At 62.8% G+C, this 14,860-nt stretch carries 18 protein-coding genes; 11 read left to right on the forward strand and 7 right to left on the reverse strand.

Annotation, left to right across the window (positions count from 1 at the left end; translation table 11 throughout):
* Positions 1-172: 172 nt before the first annotated feature.
* The 4 genes from MAXJ12_RS04075 (at position 173) to rpsP (ending at position 3,523) form a co-directional block, all read left to right on the forward strand.
* Positions 173-847: a DUF1236 domain-containing protein gene (locus MAXJ12_RS04075; RefSeq protein ID WP_008834499.1), complete on the forward strand. Its 675-nt coding sequence runs from the start codon at positions 173-175 to the stop codon at positions 845-847.
* Between the two features lie 312 nt (positions 848-1,159).
* Positions 1,160-2,749 (forward strand): signal recognition particle protein, encoded by a 1,590-nt coding sequence (gene ffh, locus MAXJ12_RS04080; protein ID WP_008834500.1) that lies wholly within the window; start codon positions 1,160-1,162, stop codon positions 2,747-2,749.
* The gene (locus tag MAXJ12_RS04085) at positions 2,746-3,084 is read left to right on the forward strand and encodes a chorismate mutase (RefSeq protein ID WP_008834501.1); all 339 of its coding nucleotides are present in this window, start codon (positions 2,746-2,748) and stop codon (positions 3,082-3,084) included. The genes ffh and MAXJ12_RS04085 overlap by 4 nt, the downstream gene beginning before the upstream one ends.
* A gap of 46 nt (positions 3,085-3,130) precedes the next feature.
* Positions 3,131-3,523, forward strand: coding sequence for a 30S ribosomal protein S16 (gene rpsP / locus MAXJ12_RS04090; RefSeq protein WP_008834502.1), 393 nt, complete (start codon positions 3,131-3,133; stop codon positions 3,521-3,523).
* A gap of 102 nt (positions 3,524-3,625) precedes the next feature.
* Here the strand turns inward: rpsP and MAXJ12_RS04095 are convergent, their stop codons facing one another.
* From MAXJ12_RS04095 to MAXJ12_RS04110, 4 genes are all read right to left on the reverse strand, one after another.
* Positions 3,626-3,928 carry a hypothetical protein gene (locus MAXJ12_RS04095; protein ID WP_139043783.1) on the reverse strand — a complete coding sequence of 101 codons (303 nt, stop codon included), beginning with the start codon at positions 3,926-3,928 and terminating at the stop codon, positions 3,626-3,628.
* A 124-nt stretch (positions 3,929-4,052) separates the two neighbouring features.
* The gene (locus MAXJ12_RS04100) at positions 4,053-4,691 is read right to left on the reverse strand and encodes a TetR/AcrR family transcriptional regulator (protein WP_008834504.1); all 639 of its coding nucleotides are present in this window, start codon (positions 4,689-4,691) and stop codon (positions 4,053-4,055) included.
* Between the two features lie 130 nt (positions 4,692-4,821).
* Positions 4,822-5,208 carry a DUF2794 domain-containing protein gene (locus MAXJ12_RS04105; protein ID WP_008834505.1) on the reverse strand — a complete coding sequence of 129 codons (387 nt, stop codon included), beginning with the start codon at positions 5,206-5,208 and terminating at the stop codon, positions 4,822-4,824.
* Between the two features lie 398 nt (positions 5,209-5,606).
* Positions 5,607-6,362 (reverse strand): DUF1223 domain-containing protein, encoded by a 756-nt coding sequence (locus MAXJ12_RS04110; protein ID WP_008834506.1) that lies wholly within the window; start codon positions 6,360-6,362, stop codon positions 5,607-5,609.
* A 124-nt stretch (positions 6,363-6,486) separates the two neighbouring features.
* On the opposite strand from MAXJ12_RS04110, the gene MAXJ12_RS04115 reads away from it, so the two are divergent.
* Complete coding sequence (locus MAXJ12_RS04115; protein WP_008834507.1) at positions 6,487-7,197, forward strand: ceramidase domain-containing protein; 711 nt, start codon at positions 6,487-6,489, stop codon at positions 7,195-7,197.
* Positions 7,198-7,213: 16 nt separating this feature from the next.
* Here MAXJ12_RS04115 and acnA read toward each other — a convergent pair whose 3' ends face one another.
* Positions 7,214-9,904, reverse strand: coding sequence for an aconitate hydratase AcnA (acnA, locus tag MAXJ12_RS04120; protein ID WP_008834508.1), 2,691 nt, complete (start codon positions 9,902-9,904; stop codon positions 7,214-7,216).
* Between the two features lie 278 nt (positions 9,905-10,182).
* Between acnA and ccmA the strand changes: the two genes are divergently transcribed.
* The 6 genes from ccmA (at position 10,183) to MAXJ12_RS04150 (ending at position 13,870) form a co-directional block, all read left to right on the forward strand.
* Positions 10,183-10,788, forward strand: a complete 606-nt coding sequence (gene ccmA, locus MAXJ12_RS04125; protein ID WP_008834509.1) for a heme ABC exporter ATP-binding protein CcmA — start codon at positions 10,183-10,185, stop codon at positions 10,786-10,788.
* Positions 10,789-10,822: 34 nt separating this feature from the next.
* A complete protein-coding gene (gene ccmB / locus MAXJ12_RS04130) occupies positions 10,823-11,488 on the forward strand; it encodes a heme exporter protein CcmB (protein ID WP_008834510.1) in 666 nt (221 codons plus the stop codon).
* A complete protein-coding gene (locus tag MAXJ12_RS39955; RefSeq protein WP_008834511.1) occupies positions 11,489-11,881 on the forward strand; it encodes an Imm50 family immunity protein in 393 nt (130 codons plus the stop codon). It begins immediately after the preceding gene.
* Positions 11,882-12,026: 145 nt separating this feature from the next.
* Positions 12,027-12,197 (forward strand): heme exporter protein CcmD, encoded by a 171-nt coding sequence (ccmD, locus tag MAXJ12_RS04140; RefSeq protein ID WP_008834512.1) that lies wholly within the window; start codon positions 12,027-12,029, stop codon positions 12,195-12,197.
* Complete coding sequence (locus MAXJ12_RS04145; protein WP_008834513.1) at positions 12,194-12,775, forward strand: DsbE family thiol:disulfide interchange protein; 582 nt, start codon at positions 12,194-12,196, stop codon at positions 12,773-12,775. Before ccmD ends, MAXJ12_RS04145 begins: the two co-directional genes overlap by 4 nt.
* A 27-nt stretch (positions 12,776-12,802) precedes the next feature.
* Positions 12,803-13,870, forward strand: a complete 1,068-nt coding sequence (locus tag MAXJ12_RS04150; protein WP_008834514.1) for a DUF2332 domain-containing protein — start codon at positions 12,803-12,805, stop codon at positions 13,868-13,870.
* Positions 13,871-13,875: 5 nt separating this feature from the next.
* Here MAXJ12_RS04150 and MAXJ12_RS38145 read toward each other — a convergent pair whose 3' ends face one another.
* Both MAXJ12_RS38145 and MAXJ12_RS04155 read right to left on the reverse strand, forming a co-directional pair.
* Positions 13,876-14,043, reverse strand: coding sequence for a hypothetical protein (locus MAXJ12_RS38145; RefSeq protein ID WP_008834515.1), 168 nt, complete (start codon positions 14,041-14,043; stop codon positions 13,876-13,878).
* A gap of 184 nt (positions 14,044-14,227) precedes the next feature.
* The gene (locus MAXJ12_RS04155; RefSeq protein WP_008834516.1) at positions 14,228-14,842 is read right to left on the reverse strand and encodes a pyridoxamine 5'-phosphate oxidase family protein; all 615 of its coding nucleotides are present in this window, start codon (positions 14,840-14,842) and stop codon (positions 14,228-14,230) included.
* Positions 14,843-14,860: the final 18 nt, after the last annotated feature.

The raw sequence follows: 14,860 nt of genomic DNA on the forward strand, positions 1-14,860 counted from the left end.
AAATCTGGCCGTGGGCCATTCGCGTACAACTCTTGGCTGTCCGGCGCTGATCCACGGCTTCTGCAAGGCAAATGTAACAAACCGTCGGTCCACTCCACCGCCTTTGGGCGGAACAGAACCGGTTTGGCTCCGTTTATGACCGGACGGGACAATGAATCCACGGAGCGTTACCATGAAACCCAATCTCCTGATTTCCGCGGCTGCCGGTGCATTGTTTGCAATGACGGCATCGGCACTCGCCCAGACATCTGTCACCGCCACGACGGACCTCAACGTCCGCGCTGGCCCCGGTCCGCAGCATCCTGTCATCGGGGTTCTGAGCGCCGGACAGGCGACGACGCTGCGAGGCTGCATCGAGGGCAGCAAATGGTGTTCCGTTGCCGAAGCCGGCGGTCAGGGCTGGGTCTATTCAGATTATCTGACAGGCGATTTCGGAGGCCAGCAGGTGGTGGTTACCGAACGTCCCGCCGGTTCCGTCGAGGTGGTCACTGCCCCCTCGGGTGAAGGCGGTGCGGAAGGCGCTGTTGTAGGCGGCACTACCGGTGCTGTTGCCGGCGCGATCATCGGCGGACCCGTCGGTGCGGCTGTCGGCGGCGTTGCCGGCGCGACCATAGGCGGCGCTACCGGTGCTGCCGCCGAGCCGCCGGCCGAAGTACGAACCTTCGTATCGTCCAACCGGGCTGATCCGGTCTTTCTTGAAGGCGAGGTCGTGGTCGGCGCCAGCCTGCCCGAAACCGTCGAACTTCGCGAAATCCCGAACTACGAGTACCGCTATGTCAACGTGAACAACCAGCCGGTGCTCGTCGAGCCGGAGACCCGCAGGATCGTCTATGTCATGCGGCAGTAGCAGCCGAAGACCTTGGTTCTGGAACGCCGGGCCCATCGCCCGGCGTTCTTCATTTCAAGCAGCGCCGGCGCTCGATTCCGCCGCCACCTTGACATTTCGCGCTGCATGATGTTCTTGCGCTGCAAATTCCGCGACGAGTACAGACTCCGAGCAGCCGACCGGGACCCCTAGAGGTATAAATCGATCCCGGAGGCCAACACCCGGCAGCGCGATGCGCCCCCGGGTGCTTTTTGGCTTTGGCTATAGCTTGGCTCTCATGCGCGGAGACATTACCTCTGGGCAGGAAACCGCTCAGAGACACAAGGAAGTGCAATGTTCGAATCGCTGCAAGAGCGACTTGGTTCAATTCTAAACGGCCTCACCGGCCGCGGCGCGCTGTCGGAAGCCGATGTGTCGGCGGCGCTGCGCGAGGTACGCCGTGCGCTCATCGAAGCCGACGTGGCGCTCGATGTGGTGCGTTCCTTCGTCGACAAGGTTCGCGCCAAGGCCGTGGGAGCGGCGGTCGTCAAATCGATCAAGCCCGGCCAGATGGTCGTCAAGATCGTCCATGACGAGCTGGTCGAGATGCTGGGCAGCGAAGGCCAGACGATCGATCTCAACGCGCCGGCGCCGGTGGTCGTGATGATGGTCGGCCTGCAGGGCTCGGGCAAGACCACGACGTCCGCGAAGATCGCCAAGCGGCTCGTCGAGCGCCAGGGCAAGAAGGTGCTGATGGCGTCGCTCGACACGCGCCGCCCGGCCGCCCAGGAACAGCTTCGCCAGCTCGGCGAGCAGACGAAGGTGGCGACGCTGCCGATCGTCGCCGGCCAGTCGCCGGTCGATATCGCCAAGCGCGCCGTGCAGGCGGCTAGGCTCGGCGGCCATGATGTCGTTATCCTCGATACGGCCGGACGGACCCATATCGACGAGCCGCTGATGGTCGAAATGGCCGACATCAAACGGGTGTCGTCGCCGCACGAGATATTGCTCGTCGCCGACAGCCTGACCGGTCAGGACGCCGTCAATCTCGCCAAGAGCTTTGACGAGCGGGTTGGAATAACGGGCCTGATCCTGACGCGCATGGACGGCGACGGGCGCGGCGGCGCCGCACTCTCGATGCGCGCCGTGACCGGCAAGCCGGTCAAGCTGATCGGCACCGGCGAGAAGATGGATGCGCTGGAGGAATTTCATCCCAAGCGCATCGCCGACCGTATCCTGGGCATGGGCGACATCGTCTCATTGGTCGAGAAGGCAGCCGAAAACATCGACGCGGAAAAGGCCGCGGCGATGGCCAAGAAGATGCAGTCGGGCAAGTTCGACCTGAACGATCTAGCAGACCAGCTCGGCCAGATGCAGAAGATGGGCGGCATGGGCGGCATCATGGGAATGATGCCCGGCATGGGCAAAATGAAGGACCAGATGGCCGCCGCCGGGCTCGACGACAAGATGTTTGGGCGGCAGATCGCCATCATCCGCTCGATGACCAAGGCCGAGCGCGCCAACCCGGATATTCTCAAGCATTCGCGCAAGAAGCGCATCGCCGCGGGTTCCGGCACGGACGCCGCCGAAATCAACAAGCTCCTGAAGATGCATCGCCAGATGGCCGACATGATGAAAGCCATGGGCGGCAAGGGCAAGGGCGGCGGCATGATGCGCGGCATGATGGGCGGGCTGGCTTCGAAGATGGGGCTCGGCGGGCTCGCCGGCGGTATGGGCGGCATGGGAGGCATGCCGGATCTTTCCAAGATGGATCCGAAGCAGCTCGAAGCGCTGCAGAAGCAGGCGCAGGCGGCTGGCCTCGGCAAGGGCCTGCCGGGCGGGCTTCCAGGATTGGGCGGCGGCGGTCTGCCCGGACTGCCGGGCGGCACGAAACTGCCCGGCCTTGGCGGAGGCGGCTTGCCCGGTCTGGGGAAGAAGAAATGAGCGCGATGAATGACAATCCTCAGGCGCAGCTCGGAGAGCTGCGCGCCTCGATCGACAATATCGACGCCGCGCTTATCCATATGCTTGCCGAGCGCTTCCGCTGCACCAAGGCGGTCGGCGTCCTCAAAGCCACACACGGCCTGCCGGCGGCCGATCCGGTACGGGAGCAGACCCAGATAGCAAGGCTGCGCCGGCTTGCCGACGACGCCCAGCTCGACCCCGATTTCGCGGAGAAGTTTCTGAACTTCATCATCCGTGAGGTCATCCGCCATCATGAAATGCTCGCTGCCAATGGCAGCGATACCAGAAATTCAGCCGTGAAGATCGGCGAATAGAATACCCAAACTCAGAACAAGCGAACTGCACTTTTAGGAGAAGAAAATGTCACTGAAAATTCGTCTGGCCCGCGCGGGCTCCAAGAAGCGTCCCTACTACCACATCGTCATCGCCGACGTACGCTCGCCGCGTGACGGCCGGTTCATCGAGACCGTGGGCGCCTGGAACCCGCTGCTGCCGCGTGAAGGCGGCGAGCGCGTCAAGCTCGACGCCGACCGCATCAAGCATTGGCTCGGCCACGGCGCGCTGCCAACCGATCGCGTCGCCCGCTTTCTCGACGAGGCCGGCCTGTCGAAGCGTGAAGCACGCGTGAACCCGAACAAGGCGCTGCCGGGCAAGAAGGCCCAGGAGCGCATCGACGCCATCAAGAAGGCGCAGGAAGAGGCTGCCGCCGCCGCGGCCGCGCCGGCTCCCGCCGAGGAAGCCACCGCCAGCTGATAGGCTCGACAATCTAAACTAAAAACGGCGGGCTTTAGGCCCGCCGTTTTTGTTTGGCCGTCGCTGGACGCCGGCTCGGCTTGTTCGGCCGCCTATCATGCATCAACGGAAGTTTGGCACGACCCACGGGTCGGTCGCGATCCCGCTGCGCCGGCTCTTCGTCGCATCTGCGGGGTTATCGCCGAGGCGCGGCGCAAACTTGCGCGGAGTCTCCCGCTTGATCGAATGGGTGACGTCTCGGTCCAGCGCTTTGCTGGTCGGATGCGGTGCGCTGCGAGGCGATTCCGGATAGTGCAGCGTAGCTGCGAAATCATTGGCAAATGCGGTACCGGACAGAGCCAGAACGGCCGCCATCGTCAGCGCAATCTTTCTCATCATCGTTCTCCGTTGTTCGTACATGTACATTACAATGTACAAATACGGGCACCGGCAGCGCGATTCAAGAGCGACTCGTACGCGTACGAAAAGAAATATGTCGCGGAGCAAGTTGGCGAAGTCGGCAGCTCAGCGATTCGCCCGCGCCGGCGGATCAGCAGCGTTCTTCCGGCGGCGTCAGCGGACCGACCGGGTGTGCCTTCAATCCCGCCAGTGCGACGTCCATCGACATCTCCAGGAATTTCTGGCGATCGCCGAAGGGATAGTGCGGAAACGTGATCAGCAGCGACACCGTGCCGTGCCCGAACGACCACAACAGCGTGGCGAAGGCGTGCACGTCACCCTGGAATATCCCGGCGTCCATGCAGGCCTGAACACGCTTGAGCAGCAGTTGCAGGGCGGGATTGCGTTTCTCCGGCTCGGCAATGCTCTGGCCGGGATCATGGGTGTGATCGTCGGTCATGAACACAGTGCGGTATTCGTTCGGGTTTTCCAGCCCGAATGCCGCATATTCCGTCATCATTTTGCGAAGCGCCGCCAACGGCTCTTTCGGCGCCTGCGCTTCCAGGCGGCGGGCCAGGGACTCGAACGCATCGTCGGCAATGGCATGGAGAATGGCGTGCTTGTCGGCGAAATAGGAGTAGACCGACATCGGCGCGTAGCCGACGCGCTTGGCCAATTTGCGGATGGTCAGACCTTCATAGCCCTCTTCCCGCACCAACTCGTGCGCTGCGGCCAAAAGTTCTGCGCGGACCTCCGCCTTCTGGCGCTCCCGGCGATCTTGCGCGCTCATTGATTTCGGTTTGCTCATCAGTAGCGGGTCCACAGATCGGATGATCTCTATACACTGTACGGCAACCCCTCAAGCGACGGTCTGTTCCCGATCCGGGCCGCCGAATCGGGAACCGGACAAAATTCGGAAATCAGGCCTTGACCAGCTTCAGCGCCTTGTCGAACACGCCGAGCACACGGGCCAGGTCATGGCCACGCTTGAGGATGACGCCGCCTGCCGCCACGACGCTGAAGGTACCCTGCTTTCGGGCGAGCTTCGGATTTTTCACGATCTGGAAAAGCGCGATTTCACTGGCGCGGCGGAAAACGGAGAAGACCGCGCGGTCGTTGAGATGGTCGATCGCATAATCACGCCACTCATTGGCGGCAACCATACGGCCGTAGAGCCGCAGCAACTGGTCGATTTCACGCCGGTCGAAACTTACCGGAAGGTCGAGCCGTTCACGTCTTGCCTCATGGAGCGGGATCAGTATGGCGGTGTCTTCCCTACCCTCCGCTCCATTACCGCGATCAGTCATGCAAACGGCCTTTCGTGACGGTTTTGCGAAGGAAAGGTCGCGCGTTCACTCAAAAAATGCAAGCCCGACGGCCTGATTCGCTGCTAAATTTGGGGGTCAATCTGTCCAGTCCCGATTTCGTACGAACGGAGTCACAAATATGTACAGGCTGAATTGATTGGTGATTCTTCGCCACATTGCTGCCGTTTTTTATCCCAGCTACGGCCCCAATGTCCGACGAACTTAGCCTCGTTGCCTGAGACGGTTCGGTCCGGCACCGGCTCGTAACCCCAAGCCCCCCGCCCACGGGTCTGCGTCGGATCGAACCAACCTCGGCTCTCTTTTTCAAGGCCGGGGGCGACGATCCCAATATTGAACCGGTGTCAGCTCTGGCTGACGCCGGTTTTTTGTTCCGGCGCTCAACTCCCCGGATTGCGGATGATCGCGGCGCCCAGAATTGGGCCTGGCAGGCCATCCTTGCTGACCGACTGGAGAAGCACGGCGCAGCCGCCCTTCTTGGAAACTTCGCTTGCAGGCAATTCGAACCGGGCCGCCTTGCCGTGCCACATGCCGGCGGTCTGTATGTCGGACACGGCGTTCCAATAGGTCACCGTTCGCCCTGCATTTTCGCCGCGCTCGATCGTGACCGGCTGCGTAGGCTCGAAATAGACGACCACCAGGTGAGCTTTCTTCGCTTCACCCTTTGCGGCTTCGGCGTCAATCACGACGCTTTCGCCGGCGCGGGTGATGGTCAGCCCGACGGCAAGCCCATCGCCCGATCCTTTCAGGTCTTCGACCGCATCCCATACCTTGGCGCGGCTCGAGCCGTTGACATGGATGCGCCCGTTGATGACGGCCTGCGGCGTATAGACCGAGCGGATGCCGAACGACTTGCCGTATCCATGCTGGCGAGCCGTGTTTTCAGGGCTGCCGAGCGTGTCGCGCCAGCCGAGATAATCCCAGTAGTCGACGTGGTAGGCGAGAGCCACGATGTCGTCCCGCGCGGCAAGTTCCGCCAAAAGCGCATCCGCCGGCGGGCACGAGCTGCAGCCCTGGCTGGTGAAGAGCTCAACCACGCCGGCCGGCCGGGCCGTTTCCTCAGCCAGCGCGACGCCGATCAACGCGGGCAGGGCCAACGCCGCCGCCGCAAGCGTGGAAAAGAATCGGAATGTCATTGCCGTCCAACTTGTTATTGCCGGCGGAACCGGATTTCTTGTGATTGCCGAAAGAATAGGCAGACGGCAGCTTCAACGGGAAGTCACGTTGCAGTGAAACGATGCAGTGCGAACAGGAAAAATCATGCTCGATACGCTGATGGGCCAGCTCGACCTCTATTGCGAACGGACATCGCCCGCTTTGTGGGCGGAGCCGGTCAACGCACTGAGCAACCTGGCGTTCGTCGCCGCCGGACTCTGGGGCGTTCGCGAGGTTCGCAGATATGGCGCAGGCACTTTCGCCGGAGTCCTGGCGTGCTGGGTCGTGGCGATCGGAATCGGCTCGACGCTGTTTCACACATTCGCCAACGAGTTGACCAAATGGGCCGACATTCTGCCCATCGCCGGCTTCACGCTTGCCTACACGCTGATGAATCTGCGCCGCTTCCTGGCGATGAGCTGGCAAAGGGCCTTGCCGATTTTCGTTGCCTTCTATGCCGCCGCCGGCCTGATCACCTTCCTCGTGCCCGACTGGCTGCGGGAAGCCACCAATGGCTCGACAGGCTATCTGCCGCCCTTCCTGGCGCTCCTGTTCTTCGGGGCGCTGGTTACTGCAAGCGGCAGCCGGGCAGGCTGGTACAATTTCGCCGCTGCCGGCATGTTCGTCGCCTCCGTCACCTTCCGGGCAATCGACCTCAGGGTCTGCGACGCATTTCCGCTCGGCACGCATTTCCTCTGGCACACGCTGAACGGGATGATGTTGGCAATCCTGCTCGCCGCCACGGCGCGCTACGGTGCGCCACGCCCGCTGGCCCTCAAAGAAAGACCGCCGGAGAGATTATCTCCGGCGGTCTGAATGCGCTCAGGCGGTATTAGGCCGCCAGATCCCGAAGGACGTACTGGAGAATGCCGCCATTGCGGAAATAATCCAGTTCGTCGATCGTATCGATCCGACAGAGGATCGGCACGTTCTTGACCGTGCCGTCGCTGAACGTGACCTGCGCCAGCATCTTCTGGCGCGGGCGGATCGATTCGAGCCCCTCGATCGTGACCGTTTCATCGCCCCTCAGGCCGAGTGAAGCCCAGCTGTCGCCATCTTCAAACACGAAGGGAACGACGCCCATGCCGACCAGATTGGAGCGGTGGATGCGCTCGAAAGACTGGGCGATGACGGCGCGGACGCCGAGCAGGTTGGTGCCCTTGGCCGCCCAGTCGCGCGACGAGCCATTGCCGTATTCGATGCCGGCGAAGATGACCAGCGGCACATTTTCCTGCTTGTAGAGCATCGCCGCGTCGTAGATCGGCATCTCTTCCTTGGAAGGGTAGTGGATCGTGTAGCCGCCTTCGCGGCCGTTTTCGCCCAGCATGTGGTTGCGGATGCGAATGTTGGCGAAGGTGCCGCGCATCATCACCTCATGATTGCCGCGGCGCGTGCCATACTGGTTGAAGTCCGCCACGCCGACTCCGTGCTCCGTAAGGTATTTGCCGGCCGGCGAGGCCGCCTTGATCGATCCCGCCGGTGAAATGTGGTCGGTCGTGATCTTGTCGCCGAACAGGCCGAGCACGCGCGCGCCCTTGATTTCGCCAATGTCGCCGGGGCGTGAATGCATGCCGACGAAATAGGGCGGGTTCTGCACGTAGGTCGAGCCATCATCCCAGGCATAGGTCTGGCCTGCCGGCGCCTGCACCTTCTGCCAGTTCTCGTCGCCCTTGAAGACATCGGCATATTTGCGGGCGAAGAGTTCGCGGGTGACGTGCTCGGCGATAAAGGCGTCGATCTCCTGCGATGTCGGCCAGATGTCCTTCAGGAAAACCGGACGGCCATCGCGGTCCTCGCCGAGCGGTTCGGTGGTCAGGTCGAGGGTCACCGTTCCGGCGAGCGCGTAGGCGACCACCAGTGGCGGCGAGGCGAGATAATTCGCCTGCACGTCGGGGGAGACACGGCCTTCGAAATTGCGGTTGCCGGAAAGCACGGCCGCGGCGATCAGGCCCTTGTCGTTGATGATCTTGGAGATCGGCGCCGGCAGCGGGCCGGAATTGCCGATGCAGGTGGTGCAGCCGAAGCCGACCAGATTGAAGCCGATCTGGTCGAGTTCCTTCTGCAGGCCGGACTTTTCCAGATATTCGGCGACTACCTGGCTGCCGGGGGCGAGCGAGGTCTTCACCCAAGGCTTCTGCTTCAGTCCGAGCCGGTTGGCGTTGCGGGCAAGCAATCCCGCGCCGATCAGCACGGTCGGATTGGACGTGTTGGTGCAGGAGGTGATCGCGGCGATCGCCACATCTCCATGTCCGAGATCGAAGCTTTTGCCCTCGACAGCGTAACGCTTGGCCACGTCAACGGTCTTCTTGTACTCGGTCTCCATCGCCGCGGCGAAGCCGGCAGGGATGCCTTCCAGCGCGACCCGGCCCTCGGGGCGCTTCGGACCCGCCATGGACGGGACGACATCGCCGAGGTCGAGCTCGAGCAGGTCGGTGAAGACCGGATCGGCCGAGACGTTCTCGCGCCACATCCCCTGTGCCTTGCAATATGCCTCGACCAGTTCGATGCGGCTTTCGGCGCGGCCGGACATGGTCAAATAGCGGATGGTCTCGGCATCGACCGGGAAGAAGCCGCAGGTCGCGCCATATTCCGGCGCCATGTTGCCGATGGTGGCGCGGTCGGCGAGGGTCATGTTGGAGAGGCCCGAGCCGAAGAATTCGACGAATTTGCCGACAACGCCCTTCTTGCGTAGCATTTGCGTGACGGTGAGCACGAGATCGGTTGCGGTGACACCTTCCTTGAGCCTGCCTGTGAGGCGGAAGCCGACGACTTCAGGCAGAAGCATGGAAACCGGCTGGCCGAGCATGGCTGCCTCGGCCTCGATGCCACCGACGCCCCAGCCCAGCACGCCGAGGCCGTTTATCATGGTGGTGTGCGAATCGGTGCCGACGCAGGTATCGGGATAGGCGGTGATTTCACCGTCTTCGGCGTTGGTCCACACGACCTGCCCGAGATATTCGAGGTTGACCTGGTGGCAGATGCCGGTGCCGGGCGGCACCACGCGGAAATTGCGGAAGGCCTGCTGGCCCCATTTCAGGAATTTGTAGCGTTCCTGGTTGCGCTCGTATTCGAGTTCGACATTGCGGGCGAAAGCCAGCGGCGTGCCGAACTCATCGACGATGACGGAATGGTCGATGACGAGATCTACTGGCACCAGCGGGTTGATCTTCTGCGGGTCCCCGCCGAGGGACACCATCGCGTCGCGCATCGCGGCAAGATCGACCACGGCCGGAACGCCGGTGAAATCCTGCATCAGCACGCGGGCCGGACGATAGGCGATCTCGACGCCGGCCGAGCCCCTGTCGGTCAGCCAGCCGGTCACCGCCTGGATGCTGGCCTTCGTGACGGAGCGGCCGTCTTCGTTGCGCAGCAGGTTCTCGAGCAGCACCTTCATCGAATAGGGCAACTGCGCTATGCCGGTCAGGCCGTTCTTTTCAGCCTCGATCAGGCTGTAATAGGTGTATTCGGAACTGCCGGCCCGAAGCGTTCTGCGGCAATTGAAGCTGTCGAGAGATTTTGACACGTGCGATCCCATCCTTGGTCTGTTCAGCCGAAACGGGAACGGACTCCTGTGGCATGCGAATCACGCGCAAAGGTGCGGGTACGGTCATTTCCGCTGTCCGTCCCCCGCGTCCTGCCGTTCAAGGCGGCGAGTTCGTTGGTTCGGCGCAAATTCGGTTTCCGGGCCGACCGCTGGCCCGGTTGTCCGGCGTATAGAGAATTTCCTAGAATAGTTCTAGACCGACCTTAGGCAAAATTGCTGCGACGCACGCGCGGCGAACAATCGGAGACGGGGGGCAGATGCGGTTGATCGCCGACAATCTGAGCGGCGAGCGCGGCGGCGAGCAGGTCTTCTCCGGCGTCGGGTTTGCACTCGAAGCCGGCGAGAGCTTGATCGTTACCGGCCCGAACGGTGCCGGGAAATCGACTCTGCTTCGTATTTTGGCGGGTTTGCTGCCGCCTTCCTCCGGGGCGATAGGGGTCGAGGGCGGCGGCGAGGGCTTTCCTACCGTCTCGGCGGCGAGCCACTATCTCGGCCATGAAAACGCGATGAAAACCGCGCTGACCGTGTCCGAGAATCTCGGCTTCTGGCGGGAATTTCTGGGAGAGCCGCATCTGGAATGCAGCGAAGCGCTGGAGATCGTCGGGCTCGGCGACATCGGCCATCTGCCCTTCGGCTATCTGTCGACAGGCCAGCGGCGTCGCGCATCCATCGCCCGGCTGCTCGTCAGCTACCGTCCCGTCTGGCTGCTCGACGAGCCGACCGCCGGGCTCGACCAGGCCTCCGAACACCAGTTCGCAGCCTTGATGAAGGCGCATCTCGACGATGGCGGGATCATCGTGGCCGCAACGCACCAGCCGCTCGGGCTGGAAGGGGCGCAGACTTTAGCGATGGAACTGTCGTGATTCCTCCTGGCCCGATCCCTCTCCGGAGCGGCTCATGCTAGCCCTTTACATCCGGGACCTGAAACTCGGCGTCCGAGCCGGCGGCGGGGCGCTGACCGGCGTCATCTTCTTCCTGGCGGTGATCGCCACCATTCCCTTCGGCGTCGGCCCGGATCTCAACCTGCTGGCCCGCATCGGCCCGGCGATCCTTTGGATCGGTGCGCTGCTCGCCAGCCTTCTCGGCCTCGACCGGCTGTTCCAGGCCGATCGCGACGACGGCTCGCTCGACCTGCTCGTCATGTCGGGCGACCGGCACATGGCCGCGCTGACGGTCTTCGTCAAATGCCTGGCGCACTGGACGGCGAGCGTCCTGCCGCTGGTCGTTGCCGCCCCGCTTCTCGGACTTTTCATGAACATGCCGCCGACAGGCATAGGCGCAGCCGCGCTGACGCTTCTGGTCGGCACTCCGGCGATCACCTTCATCGGCGCGGCGGGTGCGGCCGTGGCGGTGGCATTGCCGCGCGGCGGCCTGCTGATCTCGGTGCTGGTACTGCCGCTGACGATACCGGTGCTGATCTTCGGTGTCTCGGCCAGCTATGGCGCCGTGGCCGAGCCCGACCCGTTCCTGCCGCCCTTTCTCATCCTCTGCGCACTCACCCTGTTTCTCGCCGTGCTCGGGCCAGTCGCGGCGGCGCTGGCGCTGCGATGGGGGGCAGACTGAATGTGGCCCAGGAGAATTGAGAATCCGACGTTCTTGCTTAGTACCTATGGGCATTACCCAAACTTGGGCGACGTTGCGGTTACAGAATTGAACCTCGACAGGAGCGGTCCGAGGCTTTCCCTGTCACTAATCCTTACCGTATTGCCCTATAATCCGCCGCCGAAATGGGGCCTGTTTAACCGTGTGTTCCTTAAGCTGGGCTTTCTTGATCTGAGCGTCTGCAACATCCAGCATTTTGGGCGGATCGGGGTTAGTTCGCTTCGAATGTGGGACAATGTCGACCGTATTCACATCCACTGCGATGGAGCGGTAATCCTTTCGGCGCAATGCGGCTTTCTCTACGTCGAGAAGATGTCCGGATTGCTTGTCGAGACGCCCAGTAGCGAAAACTAAGGCTTGGCCAGAGCCATTGATCTCGGCTCGACCGTAAATCCGCCGCACGGGTGTTCAATTGCGGAGCCGAGACCGCGCGGCTATGTAAACGGATCATGAAGACACCAACCACACGCGGAACCTGTGCGGCCACGGAGTCCCGGCCATGACGGCGCATGCGCTTTATGTCACGGCCGCCTATGCCGTTTCGGCGCTGGCCATCGCCGGCCTGGTGGCGTGGATCTTTCTCGACCAGCGCGCCAGGCGGCGCGAACTGGCCGAGCTTGAGGCGAGTGGCGCAAGACGCCGCTCCGACCGCGGCGGGAGTTCCGAATGACGACGGAAATTCAGCCGGAAAAGCGCCCGGTCAGCAAGCTGTTCGTGTTCCTGCCGTTGGCCATCTTCCTCGCGCTTGCCGGCATTTTCCTGATGCAGCTTCTCTCGGGGCGCGACATTTCCACCGTGCCTTCGGCGCTGCTCGGAGAGCCGGCGCCTGAGACAAATCTACCGCCGCTGGAAGGCATGTTGCTTCCCGGGCTCGACTCGACGAAATTTTCCGGCAAGGTCACGCTGGTCAATGTCTGGGGGTCCTGGTGCGCCCCGTGCCGGGAGGAGCATCCTGTGCTGATGGCGCTGGCCCAGGACAAGCGCTTCGAAATTGCCGGGCTGAACTACAAGGACCAGCCGGAAAACGCCCGCCGCTTTCTGGGCGATCTCGGCAATCCGTTCACGGCTATCGGCGTCGATCCAGTGGGCCGCACCGCGATCGACTGGGGCGTCTACGGCGTGCCGGAAACCTTCCTTGTCGGCCGCGACGGCAAGATCCTGTTCAAGCATGTGGGGCCGCTGACCGTGGATGCGACCCAACGCGTTCTTCTCCCGGAAATCGAGAAGGCGCTCGCCGCCTCGCAATAGCGGCGGCGGCGCATTAACATCGCCGGCATGAGCGACATCCATCCTTCTCCTCCCGATCCGAACATCATCCGCCAGCATTTCGTCCACCAGGCAGCGTCCTGCGAAACGCTTGGCTCCCCCTTCACCGCGCGGCTGTGTCGAGCGCTTGCGGAATGCCTCAATGAGACGACACGGACCGGGCGAAAGGTTCTGCACTGGGCCGGCAATACCCGCGAGGACGCGCTGGCGCTGCGCTTTTGCGGCGCGCTTCACGCTCTGGTGCTGGCGGGCAGGGATGCCGAGCTTGCCGCGGTCTATCCGCCGCAGGAGGCCACCGAATCAGACGTTCGCACTGCTCTGCAGAACGCAATCGCCCGGCACGATCTCGAATTGAGCGCATCGATCGAGAGCGCGCCGCAGACGAACGAGATTGCCCGTTCGGCGATGCTGCTGCCCGGTTTTCTGGAAATCGCGGGGGAGACGGCGTTGCCGCTGGCGCTGCATGAGATCGGATCGAGCGCCGGGCTTAACCTGTTGTTCGACAGGTTCCACTACCGGTACGGCGACGCGGAATGGGGCGATGCGGCTTCGCCGGTGCGCCTCGCGCCGGAAGTCCGGGGAAATCCTGTGCCCGTCCATGCCAAGCTTGAAATCTTGGAGCGCGCCGGTTCGGACATCGCTCCGGTCGTTGTAGCGACCGCCGAGGACCGGCTGAGGCTGAGATCCTATATCTGGGCGGACCAGGCGATGCGGCTTCAACGGCTCGATGCGGCGCTGAGCCTCGCCGCTATCCAGCCGTTCAAGCTGATAAAGGCCGATGCCGCAGCCTTCGTGCGGCGGAGCCTGGCGTCACGGCAAGGCGCAGCCGCATACGTGCTGTTCCATTCGATCATGTGGCAGTACTTGCCCGAAGATACGAAGGCGTCGATCGCAGCCGAGCTGCAGATCGCTGGTGCTTCTGCCCCTGCGGATGCGCCGCTCGCGTGGCTCCGGATGGAGCCGCTGTCGACCACCGACAAATATGCGACGCTGAGCCTGACGCTGTGGCCGGGTGGCGAGACACGGCGTCTCGCCAGATGCGATTATCATGGCCGCTGGATTGAGTGGCTCGGGTAGAACTGTCAGCCGTACACTTCCAGGTAAGCATGCCGAAGCATTTCGCTGCGATTGCCGTTGATGTCGGCGAGGTCGCGGGACGAGAGGCTTTCGATCTCCGCCACGAGGCGGGTATACCGGCTGCGCTTGGCGATGCGGTCTTTGGTACGGGCAACAATGCTTGAAAAGATCATGGTGAGGGCCCCACTGATGGGTCGCGTTCAGCGACCTTGGTTGTTCCTCCCGATACTCCAATAGATTGCCATGATTTGTGTGCATTGCAACATGGCGTGCTGCAATGCAGCATTGCGCTGGGTGCATGGCTTGGTGTCGTGCTATGCGCCGGTCGCTGAGCTTACGAAAAGGATCGCGGCGTGGTCACCACATGGTCTTTTGGTAGCCCTCGTCCAGCCATTGGTCAGTGGCCTCGGCCGATTGAGCGAGCGCCAGCTGGTCTCGCAGGATTTCGCCGAGCGTGGGCAGGGTCGCGCGATCGAGCCAGCTTTCCGGCTTCCACAGTTCGGAGCGCATGAAGGCTTTGGCGCAGTGCATGTAGGCGGCTTTCACCGAAACGATCGTCACACTGATCGGCAGCTTGCCGTCCACGGCCAGCCTTTCGCGCAAGGTTACGTCGGCGGTGATGCGGGCATGGCCGTTGATGCGCAGAGTCTCATTCATGCCGGGGATGAGGAACAGCAGGCCGACTGCCGGATTGACGACGATGTTCTCCAGCGTGTCGAGGCGGTTGTTGCCGGGGCGATCGGGAATGGCGATGGTGTTGTCATCGAGAATGGCGACGAAGCCCGGCCGGTCGCCCTTCGGCGTCACGTCGGCATTGCCGTTGCCGTCCGATGAGCCGATCAGCACGAACGGGCTTTTGGCGATGAAGCTCCGGCAATGCCCGTCGAGCCGCGGCAGTTCCTTGCGCACGGCGCCGTCGCCGGGGCTTTTGTAGAGCGTGCGCAGTTCCTCACGGCTCTTGATGAATTGCATGCTCCCGCTCCCCGTAAA

The sequence above is a fragment of the Mesorhizobium alhagi CCNWXJ12-2 genome (assembly GCF_000236565.1).
In the GTDB taxonomy this organism is placed as follows: domain Bacteria; phylum Pseudomonadota; class Alphaproteobacteria; order Rhizobiales; family Rhizobiaceae; genus Allomesorhizobium; species Allomesorhizobium alhagi.

Coding starts and splice junctions, on each gene's coding strand:
- MAXJ12_RS04075 (WP_008834499.1), top strand. CDS start 173: ATGAAACCCAATCTCCTGATTTCCGCGGCTGCCGGTGCATTGTTTGCA.
- ffh (WP_008834500.1), top strand. CDS start 1,160: ATGTTCGAATCGCTGCAAGAGCGACTTGGTTCAATTCTAAACGGCCTC.
- MAXJ12_RS04085 (WP_008834501.1), top strand. CDS start 2,746: ATGAGCGCGATGAATGACAATCCTCAGGCGCAGCTCGGAGAGCTGCGC.
- rpsP (WP_008834502.1), top strand. CDS start 3,131: ATGTCACTGAAAATTCGTCTGGCCCGCGCGGGCTCCAAGAAGCGTCCC.
- MAXJ12_RS04095 (WP_139043783.1), bottom strand. CDS start 3,928: ATGTACATGTACGAACAACGGAGAACGATGATGAGAAAGATTGCGCTG.
- MAXJ12_RS04100 (WP_008834504.1), bottom strand. CDS start 4,691: ATGAGCGCGCAAGATCGCCGGGAGCGCCAGAAGGCGGAGGTCCGCGCA.
- MAXJ12_RS04105 (WP_008834505.1), bottom strand. CDS start 5,208: ATGACTGATCGCGGTAATGGAGCGGAGGGTAGGGAAGACACCGCCATA.
- MAXJ12_RS04110 (WP_008834506.1), bottom strand. CDS start 6,362: ATGACATTCCGATTCTTTTCCACGCTTGCGGCGGCGGCGTTGGCCCTG.
- MAXJ12_RS04115 (WP_008834507.1), top strand. CDS start 6,487: ATGCTCGATACGCTGATGGGCCAGCTCGACCTCTATTGCGAACGGACA.
- ccmA (WP_008834509.1), top strand. CDS start 10,183: ATGCGGTTGATCGCCGACAATCTGAGCGGCGAGCGCGGCGGCGAGCAG.
- ccmB (WP_008834510.1), top strand. CDS start 10,823: ATGCTAGCCCTTTACATCCGGGACCTGAAACTCGGCGTCCGAGCCGGC.
- MAXJ12_RS39955 (WP_008834511.1), top strand. CDS start 11,489: ATGTGGCCCAGGAGAATTGAGAATCCGACGTTCTTGCTTAGTACCTAT.
- ccmD (WP_008834512.1), top strand. CDS start 12,027: ATGACGGCGCATGCGCTTTATGTCACGGCCGCCTATGCCGTTTCGGCG.
- MAXJ12_RS04145 (WP_008834513.1), top strand. CDS start 12,194: ATGACGACGGAAATTCAGCCGGAAAAGCGCCCGGTCAGCAAGCTGTTC.
- MAXJ12_RS04150 (WP_008834514.1), top strand. CDS start 12,803: ATGAGCGACATCCATCCTTCTCCTCCCGATCCGAACATCATCCGCCAG.
- MAXJ12_RS38145 (WP_008834515.1), bottom strand. CDS start 14,043: ATGATCTTTTCAAGCATTGTTGCCCGTACCAAAGACCGCATCGCCAAG.
- MAXJ12_RS04155 (WP_008834516.1), bottom strand. CDS start 14,842: ATGCAATTCATCAAGAGCCGTGAGGAACTGCGCACGCTCTACAAAAGC.